This is a genomic window from Halosimplex carlsbadense 2-9-1 (genome assembly GCF_000337455.1).
GTDB classification, from domain to species: domain Archaea; phylum Halobacteriota; class Halobacteria; order Halobacteriales; family Haloarculaceae; genus Halosimplex; species Halosimplex carlsbadense.
The window spans coordinates 68,126-89,052 of sequence record NZ_AOIU01000047.1 but is presented as its reverse complement, the minus strand read 5'-3'; the positions used below and the strand labels follow the sequence as shown (position 1 = coordinate 89,052).

The window sequence follows — 20,927 nt, the reverse complement described above, 5'->3', positions numbered from 1 at the left end:
CGCTCACCCGAAGTACTGCAGGTCCGAGCCGGCGTCGCTCTCGGCGTAGCGGTCGCCGTCGCCCCAGTTTCGCAGGCTCGACTGCGTCTCGTCGAGCGCCGCGTCGAGGTGGTCGTCGTCGATGGGGTCGCCCGCGCGGAGCGCGTTGCGTGCGGCGTTCTCGGCGAGGAGTTCGAGGTCGCTCGCGGCGTACCCCTCGGTGCCCGCGACGATCCGGTCCCAGTCAACCGCGTCGGCCACCGGTCGCTCGCCGAGGTGCAGGTCGAGTATCTCCCGTCGGGCGTCGACGTCGGGCGGCGACACCTCGACGCGCTCGTCGAACCGCCCCGACCGGCGGATCGCCCCGTCCACGTCCTCCAGCAGGTTGGTCGCGCCGACGGCGACCACGTCGTCCTCGTCGAGCGCCTCCAACTCCGTGAGCAGCTGGTTGACCATCCCCTGGCTGCCCTGGCTCATGCCGCCGCGCGACCCCGCGACGGCGTCGATCTCGTCGATAAAGAGGAGACACGGCGCGTTCGCCCGGGCGATCTCGAACAGGTCGGCGACGTTCTCCTCCGGTTTCCCCATCCACTTGCTGGTCAAATCGGCGGGGGACACCTCGACGAACGCGTGGTCGAGTTCGCCCGCCAGCGCCCGCGTGACGTGGGTCTTGCCGCAGCCGGGCGGGCCGTACAGCAGGAGCCCGGAGAGCACGTCGATATCGTAGCGGTCGTAGGTCTCGGGGTTCGAGAGCGGGTCCAGCACCGTCTCGCGCAGTCGTGCTTTCAGCTCGGCCATGCCCCCCACGTCGCCGAACGACTGGTCCACGTCGACGGTGACCAGCGAGTGGGCCGACAGGTCGACCCCGTCGGGCTGGACGACGTGGGTCCCTTCCTTGTGCGAGACGCCGACCCAGTCGCCGATGCTCGACTCGGTCGATTCGAGGGCCGATTCGAGGTGGGACTTGCCGATCGGCGCTTCGTCGCGCAACGCCTCGCGGGCCGCGTTCTCGGCGATCAACTCGAGGTCGCTCGCGGCGTAGCCGACCGTCCGCTCGACGGCGGGCGAGCGGTCTAGGTCGTCGACCGTGGGTCGGCCGGCGAGGTGCAGGTCGAGGATGGCCCGCCGCGCGTCGGCGTCGGGCGGCGGCACCTCGACACGCTCGTCGAACCGCCCCGACCGACGGATCGCCGGGTCCACGTCTTCGAGGAGGTTGGTCGCGCCCACCACGACCACGTCGTGGTCGTCCAGCGATTCGAGCTCCGTCAGTAGCTGGTTGACCAGTTGCTGCTCGCTGGAGTTCATGTCCGCGCCGCCGCCGCGGTCGCCGGCGATCCCGTCGATCTCGTCGATAAAGAGGAGGCAGGGCGCGTTCGCGCGGGCGATCTCGAACACGTCGGCGACTTTCTGGGCGGGCTCGCCCATGTACTTGCTCGTCACGTCGGCGGGCGAGACCTCGACGAAGGCGTGGCCCAGTTCGCCGGCCAGCGCCCGGGTGACGTAGGTCTTCCCGCAGCCGGGCGGGCCGTGCAGGAGGACGCCGTTGACGACGCTCAGGCCGTACTCGGCGAACCGGTCGGGGTCGGTGACCGGCCGGACGACCTTGTGGCGCAGGGTCTCCTTGAGATCGGCCATCCCGCCGACCTCGCCGAAGCCGTGGTCCGGTGCGAGGTCGACGAGCGAATCGGCGTTCATCTCGACCCCGTCGGGCTGGACGGCTTCGGTGTCGCCGTCGCCGGCCCCGGCGCCGCGACTGCCCGAGGAGTCCAGGGGGTCGGGGCCGCCCTCGTGGTTCGTCTCAGCGTCCCCGACCCCGCGGTCGCTCCCGGTGCCGTCGCTTCCGGCGTCGCCGGCGCTCCGCTGGACGCGGTCGAGGTCGACCTCGTACCCGAAGTCGCCGACGACCGTCGGGTCGCCGGAGACCCACTCGGCCACCCAGCCGTCGGGGTGGTCCACGTCGGCGTCGCTCTCGTCGCGAAAGGAGACGATATAGGCGTGGTCGGCGCTGTCGGCACGGAACTCCGCGAGCCAGAACGGCAGGTAGACGCGGCTCACGTCGACCACGTCGATGCCGCCGTCGGGGTCGAAGTCGTTGGGCAGGCCGTAGGCGTCCTTGAACTTGTTGAGGAAGACGGCGGCGGCCTCCTCGCCGGCGGCCGCGCGGCGCTCGCGATAGTCGAGCAGCCGCTCGACGAGTACGCTCTCGGCGCGGTCGTTCGTCGCCTGGAACTCCAGCATCACCGTGGTCCCCAGGCCCGGATGGTCGCTCCCCAGGTCGAACTCCCCGGGGTCGACCGTCACTGGGTCGGCCGTCCCGTCGACGTACTCGTGGACGAACCGGTCGTTGCCCTCGACCAGCCCGTCGACGAGCGTGGTCGTCGTCTCCCTGTTCGCGCCGAACGAGAGCAGTTCGGACGCCTCGTACTCGAAGGTCAGCCGGAACGCGGGGTAGAGGACCCGGTGGAGGCGGTCGAGGTCCTCGCCGGGGCCGAACGGGGTGATCGCTCGCTCGTCCAGCGCGGCCCGGACCGTCGCCTCGTCGGGTAGCCGCCGGTCGAAGGCGAACCGTTTCGGGAGCACGTCAGACTCCTCCGTCGCGTGCGCGGGTCATTACGACGGAGTGACACGGTCAGGAGTATCAACGTTCCGGCCGACCGCGACCGGGGCCGTCGCCGGTCCGACCGGCGTTCGCGCCACCCGGCGACCCGACAGCGGCCTCACGTCTCGTCGTCGTCGCCGCCCTCGCGGATCGCGCGCTCGGCGGCCGCCAGCGCCTCGTCGGCGTCGAACTCGGCGACGGCCGATTCGAGCGTCTCGCGGTCGGCATCGGCCAGATCGCGGGCGTGCTCTGCGATCGCCGGGACCGCGCGGATCACGTTGTCGACGATCGGCACGTCGGCCGCCCGCGCCGAGCGCGACATCGGGTTGAGGTCGATCACGACCTCGACCTTGCCCAGTTCGCCCAGCGCCTCGGCGCGGTCGCCGTCCTCCAGGGGAACGACCACCACGTCGGCGTCGCCGATGCCGTCGGCGTCGACCTTCGCTCGCTCGTGGTCCAGTCCCGGGATACGGCCGTCGGCAGTCAGGCCCTTCACCTCGCTCGCGCCGTGGTCGCGGAGGTGGTCGGCGATCCGCTCCATCCGTTCGTCGGTGCGGTTGAAGAGGTTGACCTCGATGTCGGCCGCCGTCGCTTCGGCCAGGTCGACGACTTCGCCGGGAACCAGCGCGGCGACGTTGCCGTTGACCGAGAGGACGGGGTGGTCGGCCAGGAGGAGATGGGCGGCAGCGGCTCGTTCGGCGGCGTCGGCCGAGGGAAGCGTCCGCTCGCCGAGCAGGTAGTCGAACGCCTCGCCGCGGCCCTGGGCGATGAGCCCCTGGCGAGAGGTGATCCCCTTCTCGACGCCCGCCTCGATGCGGTGGCGGGTGAGCAGCGACTCGTAGCGCGGGTGACTCTCGGGGATGTCGGCGTCGGTCATGCCCGGACGCTCGGGGCCGAGCGCCGAAAATCCGACGCTTCCGACGCCGACCGCTCACGGTCGGTGGCGCGTCTCGGTCGCGGGGGTTCGCGAATCGAGGCCGCCGGTATCGGCCGGTCACTCCGCGCCGATCCGGTGGCCGGCGGCGGGGCCGCCCTCCTCGAAGAGGGCCCCGAGGAGCTTGCGCTGGGCGGCCCGGAGGTGCTGGGAGAACGTCGACGGCGAGATATCGAGGTCCGCGGCGACCTCCGCCCCGGTCGTCTCGCGCGGTCGCTCGAAGTAGCCGGTCCGGTAGGCGGTCACCAGCACCTCCAGCTGGCGGTCCGTGAGTTCCCTGGCGAGCACGTCCTGGACCTGGTGGCGGAGGAACAGCGGCCCCTCGCGGGGACGGTCGCGCTTGGCGACCAGTTCGACCGAGGAGTGTTCGTCCATGAACGACTCGACGACCGCACCCGCATCGCGGGAGGGCAACACTTCGGCGACGACGTGACCGTCGCCCGCCTCGGCCCAGAGGTCGCGGAGGAACGCCTCCTCGTCAGCGAGCGTCGTCGCGACGCAGTCGGCGGGCTCCTCGATGCGACAGACCAGCACGCCGTTGTCGGTGTGATGGTCGACCAGTCGCTCCTCGACCGGTCCGGCGCCGGTGATCCGGTCGACGGTCGCGGGCGAGGCGTCGCGCACCTCGAAGAACTCCAGATACTCGCCGTTCGACCGCGGCAGCAGTTCCCGGAGTATCCACCGACAGGAGCCGCGTTCCGACTCCCTGACGAACACGTAGTCGGAACTGGTCACCCGGAATTCGAGCTCCGTCGGTTGCTCTTCGGGCGAGGCCATGCTATCGGGGACCCCACGGGTACGGCGACAAGTGTCTTGTGTCGCTCGACGCGGACGGGCACACCGGGGGCTGAACCCCGCGTCGTCGGTCACCTCGCATACTGGTCCGAACCTGCCGCGTCCGACCGGGGCCGCTCCGTGTCGTCCGTCGCCGACGCGGCGGTCGCGCTCAGACCCGTCGAGAGCGCGAACAGCGCCCGCTCGTGTGCGTCTTTCGGGCGGTGGACCGCGGTCGGATCGACCGCCGTCTCGTCGTACTCGTCGAACGGAGCGGCCGCCAGGTCGCGCTCGTCCTCGAACTCCCGACGGACCAGGACGAACAGCGCGTGCAAGTAGAGTGTCTCGCGTTTTCGCATGGGTTGGGTGGTAGGTGGCCCGCGCATGCGCGGGCCAGTGAGTCGAAAGCGGAAACCGGGGTGGGGTGGTGGGAGAGGTGGGACCGATATCGCGCGCGTCTCCGGTCCGTCGAATGAGACGGATGCCACGGATGAAAAACGAATGCCTGAATACTACGGTCCGTCGCTGGCTGGCGGTAAGCGGCTTCTACTCCGGCAGCGTCCGGTCGCCCCGGGGGGCGACCAGCGTCGCCCCCGTCGGGTCGACCCGGCAGACCGTCGGGTCGTAGCCGGCGTCGCTGAGGCCGCTACCGAGCGCGACGACCGTCTGCCCGAGCATCCCCATCGTCGCCTCGCCGCCGGCCTCGGCCACGTCGGTCACCACCTCGTACACCCGGTCGGTGACCAGGTCCGCCTCGCGGGAGAACTGCCGTGACGACGCCACGAGCCGTTCCAGCGTCGGCTCCTGGACGAGCCGCGACAGCGCGCGCTCGCCGGCCGCCGAGATGGCCTCGGTGTCGCCGCCGATCACCTCGCTCGTCGACAGCTCGCCGAACGTCTGGAACTCGACGCGCGAGCGGGCCGGCACCGCGTCCATCTTGTTGTGCTGGGGACTCCCGGGCTCCAGCCGGATCGGGACGCCGCCGTGGAGCTGGCCCACCACGTCGCCCAGGCCGGTCCCCGCCTGAACCTCCGCACCGTGAGCGATCGTTGCGAGCTCGTACGTCGAGAGCCGCCGGTCGAGCAGGTCGTTCGTCGCCAGCGCCGCCCCCAGCGCCATCGCGCCGGAGACGCCGAACCCCGAGCCGACGGGCAAGCCCGTCACGCCGCGGACCGCGACTGTCGCCTCCAGCGCGTCGAGCACGCGCTCGACCGCCTCGATCTCGACGGATTCGCCGTTCAGAGTCACCGCGACCGCCTCGGCCGGCCGGACGGTGACGGTCACGCCCTCCGAGAGCGCCAGTCCCGCGCCGCGCGACCCCGCCTTCGTCGGGTCGTCGGCCCGGTCGACGGTGAAAAAGCCCGTCACGTGCCCGGGGACGAACGCCCGTGCCACCGCTGTCATACTCGCTCGTCGGTACGGCGCCTGTAATCAGTTTCGTCCTCGGGGCGCGGCGGAGAGAGGCGCCGTTCAGGCCGTGTCGCGCTCGCGTTCGTCCGAGCCGTCACCCGTCGGCGAGTCCGTCCCCAGGAACGTCTCGGCGTCGTCGACGGACTCGGTCTCCAGCAGCCGCTCGACGCGGGCCTCGAACTCCTCGTCGTCGATCTCCCCGCGGGCGTAGCGGTCCCGGAGTTCCGCCAGCGCGTCGTCGGCCTCGTCGCTCCGGCCGCGGTCGCGGCGTCCGCGCTCTCGGTCGCGCTCGGCCGCCCCCTCGGACTCGTAGTACTTCGCCAGCGCCACGGCCAGCGGCATGCCGCCGCCGAAGCCGACCGGGAACGCCACCCAGAAGTAGTCGACGCCGAGGAACATGAGCGAGAAGGCCACGCCGAGCGTCAGGAAGGTGACGGCGCCGGTCGCGACGCCGACGAGCGGACTCTCCTCGTCGCCGTCGTCCGGTTCGACGGCGTCGCGGTCGTCGCGTGCCATACCGGATCGAGGGCGGCCCCGCATTTGTATCTACCTCGCCGCGACCGCTGGCGTCCCCGCGGCGCCGCCCGGATCCGGGCAGCCGAGCGCCGGCGGCGACCCATAGAGTTATTGTATACGATGGGGGACATCGTATCGAGTATGCCGTCAGTCAGCGCGCGGCTCCCGACCGACGAGAAGGAGGAACTGGACGCGGTCGCCGAACTGCTAGACGAGGACCGCAGCACCACGATCCGGAAGGCGCTCCGTGAGGGGCTGGCCGAGCTGCGCGTCAGGCGCGCGGTCGAACGCTACCAGACGGGCGACGCCTCGGTCGCCGAGGCCGCCCGCATCGCCGGCGTCTCGCTGGGCGAGTGGCTGGAGATCGCCCACGAGCGCAACCTCACCACCCAGCTGGCCGCCGAGGACCTGGGCGACGACGCGTTCACCGCCCAGGAGCTGTAATGACCCGCATCTACGTCGGCCCGACGAGCCTCTACGCGCTCGGCCAGGTGGGCGAGCTGGACCTGCTGGAGAGCTTCGACGGGCGACTGGTCGTCCCCGAGGTCGTCGAGCGACAGGTGACGACCGAGCCGGCCCGGAGCGCGCTGGAGTCGTTTCTCGACGAGACGTCCGTCTCGACCGCGGTGCCCGACACGGCCCACGAGCGGGCCGTCGAGGTCGTCGGCATCGACGAGGGAACCCACGAAGCGGCGATGCTCGCGGGCGTCATCGCCCACGCCGACCCGAACGACCGCCACGCCGTCGCCGTCGTCTCCGAGGACCGCCGCGTCCGCCGCATCGCCGAGGGGCTGGGCGGCGCGGTCACCAGCTGTTTCGGCGTCGTCGCTCGCGCGGCCGCCGAGGACAAGTACCTCTCGCGCTCGCAGGCCCGGCGGATCGTCCGCCGCATCGACGCCAACGGCATCCAGATGACCGGGGAGATGCGGTCGCAGGCGGTCGGTGCGGTCGGGGAGTAGCGTCCGCGCGCCCCGGCGCGCGGTTCTCGGGACCGAACGTAGTGAGGGCCCGCTTTTTCACCCATGTTTTTGCCGGAGGGGTACCCGCAGCGCTCGCAGAGCGCGAGGATACCCCTTCCGGGAAAAAGATGGGCGCAGATGCGGTCGCAGGCGGTCGGTGCGGTCGGGGAGTAGCGTCCGCGCGCCAGAGATGATATCGCGGTTGACGCGGGCTCACGAGACCGCTTGGGTGGGGTCAGTGCGCCGCGACCCTGCATAGTTTGGCACGAGGTACAATACCACAGGGGCCGAATTTCCGGGCGTATGCCACCAGTTACAGCGGGCGGGGTCGCGTTGCAGGCCACACAGTCCGAAGTGTTCAGTGAGATTAGCAACGACGTACTCCTGTCGTCGTCGCTGTGGGCGAACATCGCGTTGGCGGGGCTGTCGATACTGTTGTTCGTGTACATGGGCCGGAACGTCGAGGGGACGCGCGGGAAACTCATCTTCGGGGCGACGCTCATGATCCCGCTGGTCTCGATATCGAGCTACACCGGGCTGGTCTCGGGGCTGACGGTCGGCTATCTCGAGATGCCGGCCGGGCACGCGCTGGCCGGCGAGGAAGTCATGAGCCAGTGGGGCCGCTACCTGACGTGGGCGCTCTCGACGCCGATGATCCTCATCGCGCTTGGACTGCTGGCCGACGTCGACCTCGGAAGCCTGTTCACCGTCGTCGCGGCCGACATCGGGATGTGCGTCACCGGGCTGGCCGCGGCGCTGGTCACCTCCTCGTACGCGCTCCGGTGGGTGTTCTACGGTATCAGTTGCGCCTTCTTCGTCGTCGTGCTGTACGCCGTCCTCGTCGAGTGGCCCGAGTCGGCGAGCGCGGCGGGCACCGACGAGATATTCGGCACACTGCGCGCGCTGACGGTCGTGCTGTGGCTCGGATACCCGATCATCTGGGCAGTGGGCATCGAGGGACTGGCGCTGGTCGAGTCGGTCGGGCTCACGTCGTGGGCCTACTCCGTGCTCGACATCGGGGCGAAGTACATCTTCGCGTTCCTGCTGTTGCGCTGGGTCGCCGCCAACCAGAGTGTGGTCGAGACCGCCGGGTTCGGAAGCAGCGCCGGGAGCGGCGCCGCGGCCGTCGACGACGACTGATTCGGTCGCTCGTCGACCGCGACCCGCCGCTCGTCACTCCTCGCCGGCGGCCTCGTAGAACTCGCCGTCGTCAAGCACCGGGTCCGCTTCGAGGAACTCGACGCCGCGGGCGGTGGGTTCGACGCCGGTCTCGGCTTCGAACTCCGCCAGCAGGTCGCTCCCCCACCCCATGCCCGCGACGGCGTCGAACGCGCCGAATAGCTCCGTGAGCATCGGCGCCGGCGGCGCGTGGGCGAACGCGCGGAAGCGAAACCGGTGGGCCATCGCGAACCGATAGAGCATGTCCTGCCCGGCGAGCCCGTCCTCGCCTTCGTACCGGGCGACCTCGGCCGGCGCGTCGTCGCCGTTCGACCGGTAGAGTACGGCCTCCGTGCAGGTCTCCGTCTCCGAATCGAAGGTCCCGACCGCCGCCCGCTCCCAGCGGTCGGCGCTCTCGACGAGCAGGCCCGGGACGGGGTCGCCGGTCAGGACGTAACAGTACTCGGCGACCCACGCCAGGTCGGCCGCCCGCTCGGTCCCGTCACCGTCGACGAGGTCGCCGTGGACGCAGCTTTCGTCGTCCGGCGCGTCGACCGGGTGCTCGTCGTCGAACCACGCCACCAGCGACTCGCGGGCCGCCTCGTCAGCACACTCGAACGTGTAAGCCGTCCACTCCACGGACTGGCTTCGGAGGTGGTGCCGAAAAACGTTGACGGCTGCGCGCTACGGCGACAGGCGCTGCCTGTCGCGAACGCAGCGAGATCGAGCGGCTCTACGGAGAGAGGCGCTGGCGATCTCGCGGGAACAGCACCGCCTCGCGAATGTTGCCCAGCCCGAGCATCGTCATGACGAGGCGCTCGCCGCCGAGGCCCCAGCCGGCGTGGGGCGGCATCCCGTACTTGAACATCTTGGTGTAGTAGTCGAACTGCTCGGGGTCGAGCCCCTGCTGTTCGAACCCTTCGACGAGGTGGTCGTAGCGGTGCTCACGCTGGCCGCCGGAGACCAGTTCCATCGTCGGGTGCATCATGTCGAAGCCCGTCGACAGCTGCTCGTCGTCGTCGTGGTCCTTGATGTAGAACGGCTTGATCTCGCTGGGCCAGTCGGTGATGAAGTAGTGCTCGCCCACGTCCTGGCCGAGGGCGTGCTCGCCCTCGGTCGGGAGGTCGTCGCCCCAGACGAGCTGCTCGTCGAGTTCGCCCGTCGCGTTGATCCGCTCGATGGCCTCCTCGTAGGTGAGCCGCGGGAAGTCACCCGCCGGCGCCTCGAACTCCTCGTCCAGGTCGAGCGCTTCGAGCTCGTCCTGACAGTTCTCGGCGACGCCCTCGTAGGCGGCCTTGACGATGGTCTCGCAGGCGTCCATCGCCTCGGTGTGGTCGTAGAAGGCCGACTCGAAGTCGATCGAGGTGGCCTCGTTGAGGTGTCGCGGCGTGTTGTGTTCCTCGGCGCGGAAGATCGGACCGATCTCGAAGACCCGCTCCAGGCCGGAGCCGACCATCAGCTGCTTGAACAGCTGCGGGCTCTGGTTCATGAACGCTTCCTGGCCGAAGTAGGTGATCGGGAACAGTTCGGTGCCGCCCTCGGTGCCGGTGGCGACGATCTTCGGCGTGTTGATCTCCGTCGCGTCGAGGTTGCGGAACGCCTCGCGGACCGAGCGGAGGACCTCCGCGCGGATCGCGAAGATGGCCTGGACCTCGTCCTTGCGCAGGTCCAGCGTGCGGTTGTCCAGGCGCGTCGAGAGGTCGGCGTCGACCTTCCCGGAGGGGTCGAGCGGGAGTTCGGGGTCGGCCTCGGCGACCACGTCGAGGCTGTCGGGGGTGATCTCGACGCCGGTCGGGGCGCGCGGTTCCTCCTCGACGTCGCCGGTGACGGCGACGACGGACTCGCGGTGGACGCCTAATCCCGTGTCGACCAGGTCGTCGTCCATCTCGTCTTTCTCGAATTTGACCTGGATCTTGCCGGTCGTGTCCCGGAGGATGAGGAAGGCGATGCCACCGAGGTCGCGGATCTCGTGGACCCAGCCGGCGACTGTGACGGTCTCGCCCGGCTCGGCCTCGGCTGTGTAGGTACGGTCGTCCATGGGAGTGGCTTCTGGGGGGCTCGACTTAAGGACAGTCCTTCGCCGTCACCGGTTGCCACGCCACCGACGGATACTCCCGTCGGTGAGGGTCGTACGACACCCGCGAAAAAACGCGATGGGTTACGACTCGTCGTTGTCGTCGCCGCCGTCCGTCAGGACCTCCACGTCGTCGCTGCCGTCCTCGTTGGCGAACTCCGGTAGCTCCTCGCCCGATTCGGACGCCGGCTCGGCCTCGCTGTCGGCGCGCTCGCGGTCCCAGACCCGGGACGTGTATTCGTGGCACATGGTATCACACCATCCGGAGCGCAGGACCGGACGCAATTGAACCTTGCGGCGGCGCTATCCAGCACCGGACGGTCGGGAGAAGGCGGGTGTGGAGGCGGACCTACTCGGAGACGGTCGCCGCCTTGGCGTCTTTGGCGCCCTCGACGGTCTCGGCGACGGCGTCGACCCCCTCCTCGTGGACCAGGTCGCCGACGATCACGGTGTCGGCGTGGTCGGCCATCGTGTTCGCCGACTCGTAGTCGTGGATGCCGCCGCCGTAGAACAGCGTGGCCTCCGCCAGCGCGTCGGCCGCGGCGGCGACGACCTCGGGGTCGCCGAAGGTGCCCGAGTACTCGGCGTAGACGATCTCCTGGCCGAGCATCCGCTCGCCCACTTCGGCGTAGGCGGCCACGTCCGCGGGGTCGAGGTCGCAGTCGGACTGGGTCAGTTTCGCGGCGGCCGAATCGGGGTTGAGGACGATGTACCCCTCGGTGAAGGTGTGGTCCCAGTCGATGTCGTCGTCGATGCGGACCCACTCCTTCTGGACGCCCGTGAGCCAGGCGATGTCGCCGGCGTTCAGGACGGCGGGCACGAGGTAGCCGTCGACGCCGCCGCGGTAGACGACGTTGGCCGGATTGGAGGGTTCGACGTACAGCGGCACGTCGTACTCGGCGCAGGCCTCGACCACGTCGGCCATCTTCTCCTCGGTGACGCCCGTCGTGCCGCCCACCTCGATGGCGTCCGTGCCACAGGTGACGACGTCGGCGTACGTCTCCCCGTCGACCAGATCCTTGTCCGGGTCGACCTTCAGCACGTGATCCCAGTCGTCCCACGGCCTCTGCATACTCCCACACTCCCCGCGGGGCGATAAAACCGCTTCGGATGGGACCAGTGTAACATCTCGACGGACCTGTCACTTGATTCACCGCCGAAACCCGGCACAGAGGCCGCCGGAGCACCTACGTTTTTGGTGATCGCCGACAGGAGATAGGGGTATCCGATGAGCCAGGCGACCCTCTCGTCGACACCCTATCAGAACTCGAATCTCTTCTCTAACTACTATCTCGACGAGCGTGTCGCCGACTTGGACGCCTGGGATTGCGACGAGGAAGCCCGCGAAGCGTTCGAGCGACTGCGAGAACTGTGGGAACTGGAGGGTGATCTCCTCCCGTCGTACAAGGAAGACGAGCTGCTCGATTCGTGGATCGACGAGGTGCTCGACGTCCTCGGATTCGGGACGATGTCCGAGACGACCCTCCCCGACAGTGGCGGGTACAACGATCGGCTCCTCTTCGAGTCCGACGACGACCGCAGGGAGGGGGCGCTCCGGAAGAAAGAGGGCGAACCCGAGGCGATGTACGGGACCGCAGCGGCCGTCCTCGAAGCGAAACAGTGGGGCGCCGACTTCTCCGCGCGGTTCAGCGAACAGCGTTCGTACCGCGACGCCTCCCACCAGATCAAGTACTACCTCGAACACACCCCCGAGCGGATGCGCTGGGGAGTCTTGACCGACGGCCGCAAGTGGCGCCTCTACGGGACCAAGGACTACGCCACCGAGACCTACTACGAGGTCGACCTGCCGGAACTGCTCGCCTCCGGCAGCGTCGAGCAGTTCAAGTACTTCTTCGCCTTCTTCCGCCCCGGGGCGTTCCGGGAGACCGCCGGGACGTGCTTTCTCGACACCGTCTGGTCCGAGAGCGAGACGGCCGCCCAGGAACTCGGCGAGGACCTGCAGGACAACGTCTTCACCGGCCTCCGGGTGCTCGGCGAGGGCTTCGTCGAGACGAACGACCTCGACATCCACCCCGACGACGACGCGGCGCTGGAGGAGTTGAAAGAGCAGTCGCTCGTCCTGCTGTATCGGCTGATGTTCGTCCTCTACGCGGAGTCGCGGGGACTCATCCATCCCGACGACCCCGACGCCGTCTCGGAGTACGAGGAACATTTCAGCCTCGACGCGTTGCGGCTGGAGGTCCACGAGGAGGTCGACGGCGGCGGGTCGCTGGCCGACTACAGCGAGCACTCCACCTCGATGTGGAGCCGCCTGGAGGACCTCTTTCGGCTGGTCGACTCCGGCGAGGAGTCGCTGGGCATCCCGCCGTACAACGGCGGCCTGTTCGACGACGACAGCCACGAGTTCCTCGCCGAGAATCAGGTCGCAGACCGCTACATCGCCGAGGTGATCTACCGACTGGGGACGACGGAGGACGACGAGGGCTCGTTCGTCCTGGCGGACTACGCCGACCTCGATACTCGCCACCTCGGCAGCATCTACGAGGGCCTGCTCGAACACGAGTTCCGCATCGCGCCGGAGGCCTACGCCGCCGTCGCGGAGGACGGCGGCCAGGTCTGGCAGCCCGCGACGGAGGTGAGCGTCGCCGAGGCCGTCGAGACGGTCGAGTCGGGGGAACTGTTCGTCGTCAACGACGACGGCGAGCGCAAGGCCACCGGCGCCTACTACACCCCCGACTACGTCGTCGCCTACATCGTCGAGGAGACCGTCGACCCGCTGATCGACGACATCGACGCGGAGTTGCGCGAGGATGGGCTGGAACCGGGCGACCCGACGTACTTCGGGCGGTTCTACAGGCAGGTACAGGACCTGACGGTCCTCGATCCAGCGATGGGGTCGGGACACTTCCTCACGAAAGCGGTCGGCTATCTCACCGAGCAAGTGATGGAGGTCGTCCGGGAAGGCGAACAGGGTCGTGACGAGCAAGTGATCCGGCGCACGCTCGCCAAGGAGTGCATCTACGGCGTGGACGTGAACGGCATGGCCGTCGAGTTGGCGAAGCTCTCGATGTGGCTGGAGACGCTGGCGGCGGACAAGCCGCTCGCGTTTCTGGACCACCGGCTCAAGACGGGGAACTCGCTGGTCGGGTCGGACATCACGGAGGTGCTGAGCAACGGTTCCGAGCAGAAGGACGGACAGTTGACGCTATTCGAGGCGTTAGAGCGGGTGCGCAAGGACACGCTCGACCACGTCATGGACCTGATGCAGGAACTGCTCGCCATCGACAACGAGGAACTGAAAGACATCAAGTCGATGGAGGAGCTGTACGACGAGATCCGTGACGACCCGCTGTACCAACGGCTGTTCGAGTTGGCAAACGTCCACACCGCCGAGGAGTTCGGCGTCGACGTACCTGAGAATGCCTACGAGGAGATGGCCGGCGCTATCGAGGACGAAGACGAGTGGGCCGAGATCGAGGGAGAGCCGTGGTTCTCCGAGGCGCAGTCCGTGGCCGAACGGGAGGACTTCTTCCACTGGGAACTGGAGTACCCCGAGGTGTTCTTTGATAATGATGGGGATGTCTCTGATGGAGCCGGCTTTGGTGGAGTTCTTGGTAATCCACCCTACGTGAAGATTCAAGAATTACGACAAGCTGTCCCCAGCCAAGCAGATTACTTGACCGGAGAATACCAATCGGCGATAGGGAATTTCGATCTCTATGTGTGCTTCACCGAGAAGGGCTCTGACCTACTGAGCGAAAATGGCTACTTAGGATACATTGAACCACACAAATTCTTCCAGAGTAGCTTTGGGGAAGGACTTCGTCAGGTAATCTCTCAAGACAGATCGCTACGCAAAGTCGTATCTTTTGGGGATTATCAGGTGTTTGAGGATGCTACCATCTACACTTGTATCTTACTCCTTAGCGGGTCTGAGCATGAGCAGTTTGAGTATACAGAAATCAAGCCAGAGACACTATCTGTAGACGGAAAATTACCGTTTAATTCTATTTCAGCGGACTACTCCGAACAAAAATGGGTGTTTTCGCCACCGCATATCGATAGGGTATTACAGAAAATCGACTCGAATGGCGAAGACCTAGTGAATGTAGCCGAAAAAGTGTTTCAAGGACTCGCCACGAGCGCAGACTCAGTATATATCTTAGAAAATATCGAAACTGGAGACGGATATCAGAAAGTCAGGCGCCAGAGTAGTGATGAAGTGTTTGAACTGGAATCAGATCTTCTTAAACCAATGCTCAAAGGGAACGATTCTGACAGATATAGACAAGTGAATCCCCGTCTTTCAGTTATATTCCCGTACCAGATTCAACAACAAGAGGACGATTCTTTAGCTGAGTTTGTCGGTGAAAAGGAAATGGAGTCAGAGTATCCGAAGACGTATCAATATCTAAAAGATCACGAAGAAACGCTGCGACAGCGAGAGGGCGGCAAAATGGATCATGAAGAGTGGTATGATTACGTATATCCAAAGAACCTCACAGATTATGAGCGAGAATATATAATCACTCCTCGGCTTGGGAACCAACCAGAGTTTACCGTTAAACCGGGCGGCATATACCATAATACAGACATTGAGGGGATCCCCTTCGAAGAAGATACACCGGTGTCGGTAGAATATTTATTAGGAGTTCTGAATAGTTCGGTATTTTGGTTCTTTATGACGAATACCGGGTCTACATTCAGAGGTGGATATTACACGTTTAGAAGCGAGTATTTGTATCCGTTCTCGATACCACTACCCTCAGACAAGAATGGGTCTGCTACCGAAGAGGACACGCAAACTATTCCAAGCCAGTTTTCTAAATTTGTGGAAGGAAATGTAAGTATAGATGGCATAAGGGAACGGATTCAGAGGAATAGCAGTTTCAATCTGAAGGAGAGTTTTATATCCCATTGCTGTAAAGAGATGATGCTCTTTGAGGAAAACTTGGAAGAACTGAATTTAGATCTTCTAGATCACCTCGGCACCTACTCCGACGGCCAAACACTCGCTGAGATCGGCCTCACTCAACCGCCCGAGAACTCGGCCGACTCCATTCTCCAAGAAACAGCAGAACAGAAACCCAACCTCCGCGTCGGCGAGGCGACGGTCCACCGCGAATCCGACACGACCGTGGAGATCCGGCTCACCGCACGCTACAAGCCCGACGACGAGGACGCCTACGAGACCGACCAGTGGGGCTACACCGAAACGGACCCGCTCCCCGCCCTGCGGATCACGGACCTCACCGAGACGGAGGCGGACCTGATCGAGGCGTTCGTGCCCGTCGCCGTCGACGAGGCCGGTGGGTTCGCGGACTTCCGGGAGACGGCGACGAAGACGAATTCGCTGGTCGATCGGTTGCGCTCGCTGACCCTGCCGCGGGTCGCCGACGTGGAAGATGGGCTGGCGAGCTACCGCGAGACGATGGACCGGGCGGCGGAACTGGAACGGAAGATCGAACGCACCGACGACCTGATCGACGAGATCGTGTACGAACTGTACGGGCTGACCGACGACGAGATCGCTATCGTCGAGGAAGCGGTGGGGGAGTAGCGGCGAGCGCAGGCGGCCGCGGGGCCGATTGTCGGGCGTACCGATGTCCGAGCCACCAGCAGGCTTTTGCGGCGGGCAGTGCAACCCAGTCGTATGAGTCTCACGACGGACGACTTCCGGGATTTCATGGGTTCGGACCCGGAAGACGACGAAACCGTCCCGCTCGGTGACGCGCTTGCGGAGCTGGCCGTCGACGCCGAAACCGACTCCGTCGAGGCGGTTCGCGACGTTCGCGAGCGGCTCTGAAACTACTTCTCGATACGAACGTCCTCGTGGCAGCGGTCACGCGCGATACCGACCGATCCGAGGACGCGGTCGAACTACTCAACGAAGTCGACGAGGCGTACGTCTCCGTTCTGAACCTGATGGAACTCCGGAGCGTTCTCACGAAGAAAAAGCAGTTCGAACGCGACCGGATCGAGCGAATCGAGAACCGGATCACCACCCGTGCCACGGTCACCGTTCCCGACGCGTCCGACATGGTCGCAGCCAATCAACTTCAGTCGGAGACGCTGCTCTACCCGATGGACGCGCTCGTCCTCGCCGCCGCGGACGCGGTCGATGCGACGCTCGTCTCGTTCGATAGCGAGCTGATCGAACACGGTGCCGAACATCCTACCGACGTACTCTGACCCGGATTATTATGAGACAGTCCGAGATCGATCGCACGATTGTGCGCGGTCAACCCGGTACCCGCATGTAATACTCCGTCCGGGTTCGGCATAGTTGCAGATGGCCGTCGGTGAAAGCCCTCGGCCCGCTCGCTCACAGTCGACTCGACCGTCGGGAACAGCAAGCGATGAAAGCCCTCGACCCGCTCGCTAGCTGGCCCATTGACGGTCAGGGACAGCAAGCGATGAAAGCCCTCGACCCGCTCGCGGCCGCTAAGCGACATATCCGCGCTCTCGGCACCGCCCGCGCGGATAGAGGTCGCTCAGACGACCACGTGAACGCGAGCGCGCCTCGCCCTTTCAGTCCGCCAGGGACCGCGACCGTCACACACAGCACCGCAGACCGCCACGAACTTCCCCAGCCGATTGCGGTGTCTGCGGGCGACCCGCGGGTCGCCCGCATGGCCCAAGGGAGCTCCGCTCCCTCGCTACTCGCTCCGCTGCGCTCCTCATCCCTCGCACGGTGTCGTCGCGCGCATGAACGCGCGCTCCAGCGCGCGCCGACGTGGACAGGTCGTCGGTTCGTCGCCGCCAGACCTAACTCGGCGCCGTCCTATCGACGGATAATGCCAGCGGGCGCGCGACTGACGACGGTCGAGGAAGTGCGCGAAGACGGATCGTTCCTGTTCACGGCGACCAACTCCTTCGACATGGACGAGGAGATCATCGTCGTCCCCTGCGACGAGGACGTGGCGGCCGATGGCGGCACGCCGGTCGACGACGAGGGCGGCGTCGCGGCGTGGATCAACCGCTGTACCCACGAGGCCCAGCGCTTCGACACCGGCCGCGGCGTCCCCATGCGCGACGGCGAGATAATCTGTCCCAAGCACGGCTCGATGTTCGACGCGTGTTCAGGCGACTGCGACAACGGCGAAGCGGCTGGGACGACGCTGCCGGACGTGGACGTGGCCGTGGCGGACGGGGCGGTGTATCTGGTCGACGACGACTACAGCTTCGAACACGACGGCGGGATCGACGACGGCGACGACGGGCCGAGTTCGACGAGTCACGTCGGGTTCTGAACTGCGGTCGAGCGCACTCACCGGACGCGAGCGAGTGAAACGAGCGAAGCGTCCGGCCTTTTTTGGTCCAGATTTTTTCGTCGAGCGGTTCCCGCAGGTCGCCCTGGGCGACCGAGGAAACCCGAGGCGAAAAAAGGTGGTTCCTGACGCGTGTTCGGGCGACTGTGACAACGGCCAGGCGGCCGGAACGACGCTCCCGGACGTCGACGTGGCCGTGGCGGACGGCGCGGTGTATCTGGTCGACGAGGAGTACAGCTTCGAACACGACGGCGGGATCGACGACGGTGAGAGCGGCCCGAGTTCGACCAGCCACGTCGGCTTCTGACGGACAGAGATTGAAGGGCAACGAGAAGCGGCGGACGAACTGCCGTTCAGACCGCCACGCACGTCGAGCGCTCAGTCGCTTTCGACTTCTTCGACCTCGGCGCGGATATCGTCCATGATTTCTCCGTCTTCGCTTCCCGACACGGTGTCGTCGGGGTCGTCGTCGTCGTCGTCGCCGGGGTCGACTTCCGGCAGTTGCGAGATCCAGTCGCGGATCTGGCTCGAACTGACGCCCTGGATCTCCGTTGCGAGTACGTCCGGGTCCACGTCCCGGAGGTCCGCCGGCTCGGAGACGCCGGCGGTCTCCAGCCGTTCGGCCGTGGCCGGGCCGACGCCGTCCAGATCTTCGAGGTCGTCGACGGCCTGGCGGGCCTGGTACTCCTGGTAGTTACAGATGGGACAGCCCAGTTCCCACGGGTCGTCGCCGCTGTGGACGACCAGTTCGGGGAGGTCGTGGTCGTCGCAGTACTCGTCGGTGATCTCGATGTCGCCGCGACGGGGCAGGGGCAGCGAGTAGTCGCAGTCGGGGTAGCGGGTACAGCCGACGAGCCGCGAGCCCGAGCGCAGCTTCTTGATCGCGAGGTTCCCCTCGTGTTCGTCGCCGCAGTCGGGACACAGCCCGATGACCTCGTCCTCGGTGTCGTCGGCCTCGTCGGCCTTGCACTGGGGACAGCCGTGGACGAACGTGTCCCGGCCGGCGAGCATCTTCACGTGGTTCAGGCCGTGTTCTTCGCAGGCCTCCTCCAGCACGAGCGGCTCGCCCGTACTCGGCAGCGGGAGCGTGTAGCGACACTCGGGGAAGCCGTCGCAGCCGACGAAATAGGACCCCTGGCGGCTCTGTCTGACGAGCAGGTCGTGGTCGCTCTCGGGACAGGGACCCAGGCGGCGGTCGGCCTTCAGCGACTCCTGGAGGTGGTCGCCGATGTCCTCGCGTGAGTCGCGAAGCTCCTCGAACACTCTGTCGAGCATCTCTCGGGACTCGGCGGTCACGTCGTCGAGCGTCGCCTCGCCGTTGGCGATAGCGGACATGTCCGCCTCCAGCTGGGCGGTCATGTCCTCGCTGACGACCAGGTCGGCGAACTCCTCGGCGGCCTCGACGACCGCCTCCGCCAGCGACGTCGGCCGCGGCGGGTCCGACTCGATGTACCCGCGGTCGTAGAGCTTCTCGATGACGTTGTGCCGGGTGGCCTTCGTCCCGATGCCCATGTCCTCCATCTGCTGGATGAGCCGCGACTGGCCGTACCGGCGGGGCGGTTGGGTCTGTTTGGCCTCGAGTTCCACGTCGGTCACGTCGAGCGCGTCGCCCTCCTCGACCGGCGGGAGGAACGACTCGCTGGCCGACGAGTAGGGGTAGACGTCGTGGTAGCCGGCTTCGAGCAGGCGCTTGCCGGTGGCTTTCAGCTGGCAGCCGTTGGCGGCGGCGACGACCCGCAGGTGCTCCCACGTCGCGGCCTCGGCGACCGTCGCGAAGAAGCGACGGACCACGAGTTCGTACACCTCCCACTCGTCCTCGTCGAGTTCGTCGCGGTCGGGCACCGCGCCGGTCGGGTGGATCGGCGGGTGGTCGGTCGTCTCGTCGTCGCCCTCCGTGGGCTCGATCTCGTCGCGTTCGAGCAGCGACTCGGCGTCGTCCCCGAACTCGTGGGTCATCGTGAACTCGTCGAGCAGCTCCTCGGGGTCGAGATCCTCCGGGTAGACCGTGTTGTCGGTGCGGGGGTAGGTGATGTAACCGGTGGTGTAGAGCTCCTCGGCGATCGACATCGCGCGCTGGGCGGAGTAGCCCAGCGAGCCCGCGGCGGAGATGAACGCCGTCGTGTTGAACGGCGCGGGCGGGTTGTCCGTGCGGGTGCGCCGACGGACCGACGTGACCTCGGCGCTGGTCGCCTCGCGCAGCCGTTCGTGGGCCTCGTCGGCGTCGGCCTCGTCCCAGACGCGCTCGGCCTCGCTGCCGTCGTCGTCGTAGAAGTACTGCGCCTCGAAGGTCTCGCCGTCTTTCGCCAGGTCGGCGAACAGTTCCCAGTAGTCCTCGGGGTCGAACGCCTGGATCTCCCGTTCGCGGTCGACGATGAGCTTCAGCGTCGGCGACTGCACTCGCCCGACGGAGATGAAGTCTTGGCCGAGTTGCCGCGCGGACAGCGAGAGGAAGCGCGTCAGCGCCGCGCCCCAGACGAGGTCGATGACCTGCCGGGCCTCCCCGGCGGCGGCCAGGTCGAAGTCGATGTCGTCGGGCTCGTCGAAGGCGCTTTTGACCTCGCGCTCGGTGATCGACGAGAAGCGCACCCGCTTGACGGGCGCGTCGGTCTCCTCGCGGATGAGCTCGTAGGCCTCCTTGCCGATGAGTTCGCCCTCGCGGTCGTAGTCGGTCGCGATCGTCGCCTCGTCGGCCTCGCGGGCCAGCTGGCGCAGCGTCCGGACGATGTTCTCCTGAGTCGGCGACTTGACGATGTCGGCGTCGATCAGTTCCACGGGTTCGACGTCGCGCCAGTCCGAATACTCCTCGGGGAAGTCGACGCCGACGACGTGGCCCGACAGGCCGACGCAGGTCGTCAGTCCCCACTCGTAGACGTTGACGCCGTTGCGCTGGGTCGTCGTCGCGCTCCCGCCGCTCAGGATCTCCGCGATGCGCCGCGCGGCGTTGTTCTTCTCCGTGATAATCAGTTCCACCGGGCGCCACCTCCGGCTCCGCGGGCTGCAGTCATGGGTGTCGATAGGGAGGTCCCCGTCCTAAAGGTTTCGGGCGAAATCAGCCGACAGCGGGCGTGTGCGTGCGATCGAGCGCCCGCGAGCGAGAGCGCGTGCAGGGGTGTGCGAGCGGGTGCGTCGCGCGTGGGCACGTGCGGAGGATTCCCGTGTCCGACGGCTCACCCGTCACCGGCGCGGCCGGGGTATCGCAAGCGAGGCGCTGGCCGTGCCGGGGGGCCGCGCTGGCGCGTGGTTCCCGCTGTGAGGCGCTGGACGGACGGCAGTCACCGGAAGCACGTTTCGA

Annotated in this window: 19 protein-coding genes; 8 read left to right on the top strand and 11 right to left on the bottom strand. The window is 66.8% G+C overall.

What is annotated here, in order from left to right:
- Window positions 1–3 precede the first annotated feature (3 nt).
- The 6 genes from C475_RS20615 to C475_RS20590 form a co-directional block, all read right to left on the bottom strand.
- Window positions 4–2,559 (bottom strand): AAA family ATPase, encoded by a 2,556-nt coding sequence (locus C475_RS20615; RefSeq protein WP_006885847.1) that lies wholly within the window; start codon window positions 2,557–2,559, stop codon window positions 4–6.
- Window positions 2,560–2,696: 137 nt separating this feature from the next.
- Entirely contained in the window at window positions 2,697–3,455 is a 759-nt protein-coding gene (locus C475_RS20610; protein WP_006885846.1) for a 4-phosphopantoate--beta-alanine ligase, read from the bottom strand.
- Between the two features lie 117 nt (window positions 3,456–3,572).
- On the bottom strand, window positions 3,573–4,289 hold the full coding sequence (locus C475_RS20605; protein WP_006885845.1) for a helix-turn-helix domain-containing protein: 717 nt from the start codon (window positions 4,287–4,289) through the stop codon (window positions 3,573–3,575).
- Window positions 4,290–4,378: 89 nt separating this feature from the next.
- Window positions 4,379–4,645, bottom strand: coding sequence for a UPF0058 family protein (locus C475_RS20600; protein WP_006885844.1), 267 nt, complete (start codon window positions 4,643–4,645; stop codon window positions 4,379–4,381).
- Between the two features lie 187 nt (window positions 4,646–4,832).
- Window positions 4,833–5,690, bottom strand: coding sequence for a pantoate kinase (locus tag C475_RS20595; RefSeq protein ID WP_049931099.1), 858 nt, complete (start codon window positions 5,688–5,690; stop codon window positions 4,833–4,835).
- Window positions 5,691–5,756: 66 nt separating this feature from the next.
- On the bottom strand, window positions 5,757–6,212 hold the full coding sequence (locus tag C475_RS20590; protein ID WP_006885842.1) for an SHOCT domain-containing protein: 456 nt from the start codon (window positions 6,210–6,212) through the stop codon (window positions 5,757–5,759).
- A gap of 141 nt (window positions 6,213–6,353) precedes the next feature.
- Between C475_RS20590 and C475_RS20585 the strand changes: the two genes are divergently transcribed.
- From C475_RS20585 to C475_RS20575, 3 genes are all read left to right on the top strand, one after another.
- Window positions 6,354–6,656, top strand: coding sequence for a UPF0175 family protein (locus C475_RS20585; protein ID WP_006885841.1), 303 nt, complete (start codon window positions 6,354–6,356; stop codon window positions 6,654–6,656).
- The gene (locus tag C475_RS20580; protein WP_006885840.1) at window positions 6,656–7,171 is read left to right on the top strand and encodes a hypothetical protein; all 516 of its coding nucleotides are present in this window, start codon (window positions 6,656–6,658) and stop codon (window positions 7,169–7,171) included. The genes C475_RS20585 and C475_RS20580 overlap by 1 nt, the downstream gene beginning before the upstream one ends.
- 303 nt (window positions 7,172–7,474) lie before the next feature.
- Entirely contained in the window at window positions 7,475–8,311 is an 837-nt protein-coding gene (locus C475_RS20575) for a bacteriorhodopsin (RefSeq protein WP_049931096.1), read from the top strand.
- A gap of 33 nt (window positions 8,312–8,344) precedes the next feature.
- Here C475_RS20575 and C475_RS20570 read toward each other — a convergent pair whose 3' ends face one another.
- The 4 genes from C475_RS20570 to C475_RS20560 all read right to left on the bottom strand — a co-directional run bounded on the left by C475_RS20570 (window position 8,345) and on the right by C475_RS20560 (window position 11,475).
- Complete coding sequence (locus C475_RS20570; RefSeq protein ID WP_006885838.1) at window positions 8,345–8,968, bottom strand: hypothetical protein; 624 nt, start codon at window positions 8,966–8,968, stop codon at window positions 8,345–8,347.
- 94 nt (window positions 8,969–9,062) lie between these two features.
- Window positions 9,063–10,367 (bottom strand): aspartate--tRNA(Asn) ligase, encoded by a 1,305-nt coding sequence (aspS, locus tag C475_RS20565; RefSeq protein ID WP_006885837.1) that lies wholly within the window; start codon window positions 10,365–10,367, stop codon window positions 9,063–9,065.
- Between the two features lie 120 nt (window positions 10,368–10,487).
- A complete protein-coding gene (locus tag C475_RS24095) occupies window positions 10,488–10,652 on the bottom strand; it encodes a hypothetical protein (protein WP_161625233.1) in 165 nt (54 codons plus the stop codon).
- Window positions 10,653–10,752: 100 nt separating this feature from the next.
- Window positions 10,753–11,475 carry a phosphoglycerol geranylgeranyltransferase gene (locus C475_RS20560; protein ID WP_049931094.1) on the bottom strand — a complete coding sequence of 241 codons (723 nt, stop codon included), beginning with the start codon at window positions 11,473–11,475 and terminating at the stop codon, window positions 10,753–10,755.
- 156 nt (window positions 11,476–11,631) lie between these two features.
- On the opposite strand from C475_RS20560, the gene C475_RS25045 reads away from it, so the two are divergent.
- From C475_RS25045 to C475_RS20540, 5 genes are all read left to right on the top strand, one after another.
- Window positions 11,632–15,924, top strand: a complete 4,293-nt coding sequence (locus C475_RS25045) for an Eco57I restriction-modification methylase domain-containing protein (RefSeq protein ID WP_006885835.1) — start codon at window positions 11,632–11,634, stop codon at window positions 15,922–15,924.
- Window positions 15,925–16,017: 93 nt separating this feature from the next.
- Complete coding sequence (locus tag C475_RS24550; RefSeq protein WP_006885834.1) at window positions 16,018–16,170, top strand: hypothetical protein; 153 nt, start codon at window positions 16,018–16,020, stop codon at window positions 16,168–16,170.
- Entirely contained in the window at window positions 16,167–16,556 is a 390-nt protein-coding gene (locus tag C475_RS20550; RefSeq protein WP_049931092.1) for a type II toxin-antitoxin system VapC family toxin, read from the top strand. Before C475_RS24550 ends, C475_RS20550 begins: the two co-directional genes overlap by 4 nt.
- 605 nt (window positions 16,557–17,161) lie before the next feature.
- Window positions 17,162–17,617: a Rieske (2Fe-2S) protein gene (locus C475_RS20545; RefSeq protein WP_006885832.1), complete on the top strand. Its 456-nt coding sequence runs from the start codon at window positions 17,162–17,164 to the stop codon at window positions 17,615–17,617.
- Between the two features lie 136 nt (window positions 17,618–17,753).
- Window positions 17,754–17,942: a hypothetical protein gene (locus tag C475_RS20540; protein ID WP_006885831.1), complete on the top strand. Its 189-nt coding sequence runs from the start codon at window positions 17,754–17,756 to the stop codon at window positions 17,940–17,942.
- Window positions 17,943–18,013: 71 nt separating this feature from the next.
- Here C475_RS20540 and C475_RS20535 read toward each other — a convergent pair whose 3' ends face one another.
- Window positions 18,014–20,605: a DNA topoisomerase I gene (locus C475_RS20535; RefSeq protein ID WP_006885830.1), complete on the bottom strand. Its 2,592-nt coding sequence runs from the start codon at window positions 20,603–20,605 to the stop codon at window positions 18,014–18,016.
- Window positions 20,606–20,927: the final 322 nt, after the last annotated feature.

Coding starts and splice junctions, on each gene's coding strand:
- C475_RS20610 (WP_006885846.1), bottom strand. CDS start 3,455: ATGACCGACGCCGACATCCCCGAGAGTCACCCGCGCTACGAGTCGCTG.
- C475_RS20605 (WP_006885845.1), bottom strand. CDS start 4,289: ATGGCCTCGCCCGAAGAGCAACCGACGGAGCTCGAATTCCGGGTGACC.
- C475_RS20600 (WP_006885844.1), bottom strand. CDS start 4,645: ATGCGAAAACGCGAGACACTCTACTTGCACGCGCTGTTCGTCCTGGTC.
- C475_RS20595 (WP_049931099.1), bottom strand. CDS start 5,690: ATGACAGCGGTGGCACGGGCGTTCGTCCCCGGGCACGTGACGGGCTTT.
- C475_RS20590 (WP_006885842.1), bottom strand. CDS start 6,212: ATGGCACGCGACGACCGCGACGCCGTCGAACCGGACGACGGCGACGAG.
- C475_RS20585 (WP_006885841.1), top strand. CDS start 6,354: ATGCCGTCAGTCAGCGCGCGGCTCCCGACCGACGAGAAGGAGGAACTG.
- C475_RS20580 (WP_006885840.1), top strand. CDS start 6,656: ATGACCCGCATCTACGTCGGCCCGACGAGCCTCTACGCGCTCGGCCAG.
- C475_RS20575 (WP_049931096.1), top strand. CDS start 7,475: ATGCCACCAGTTACAGCGGGCGGGGTCGCGTTGCAGGCCACACAGTCC.
- aspS (WP_006885837.1), bottom strand. CDS start 10,367: ATGGACGACCGTACCTACACAGCCGAGGCCGAGCCGGGCGAGACCGTC.
- C475_RS24095 (WP_161625233.1), bottom strand. CDS start 10,652: ATGTGCCACGAATACACGTCCCGGGTCTGGGACCGCGAGCGCGCCGAC.
- C475_RS20560 (WP_049931094.1), bottom strand. CDS start 11,475: ATGCAGAGGCCGTGGGACGACTGGGATCACGTGCTGAAGGTCGACCCG.
- C475_RS25045 (WP_006885835.1), top strand. CDS start 11,632: ATGAGCCAGGCGACCCTCTCGTCGACACCCTATCAGAACTCGAATCTC.
- C475_RS24550 (WP_006885834.1), top strand. CDS start 16,018: ATGAGTCTCACGACGGACGACTTCCGGGATTTCATGGGTTCGGACCCG.
- C475_RS20545 (WP_006885832.1), top strand. CDS start 17,162: ATGCCAGCGGGCGCGCGACTGACGACGGTCGAGGAAGTGCGCGAAGAC.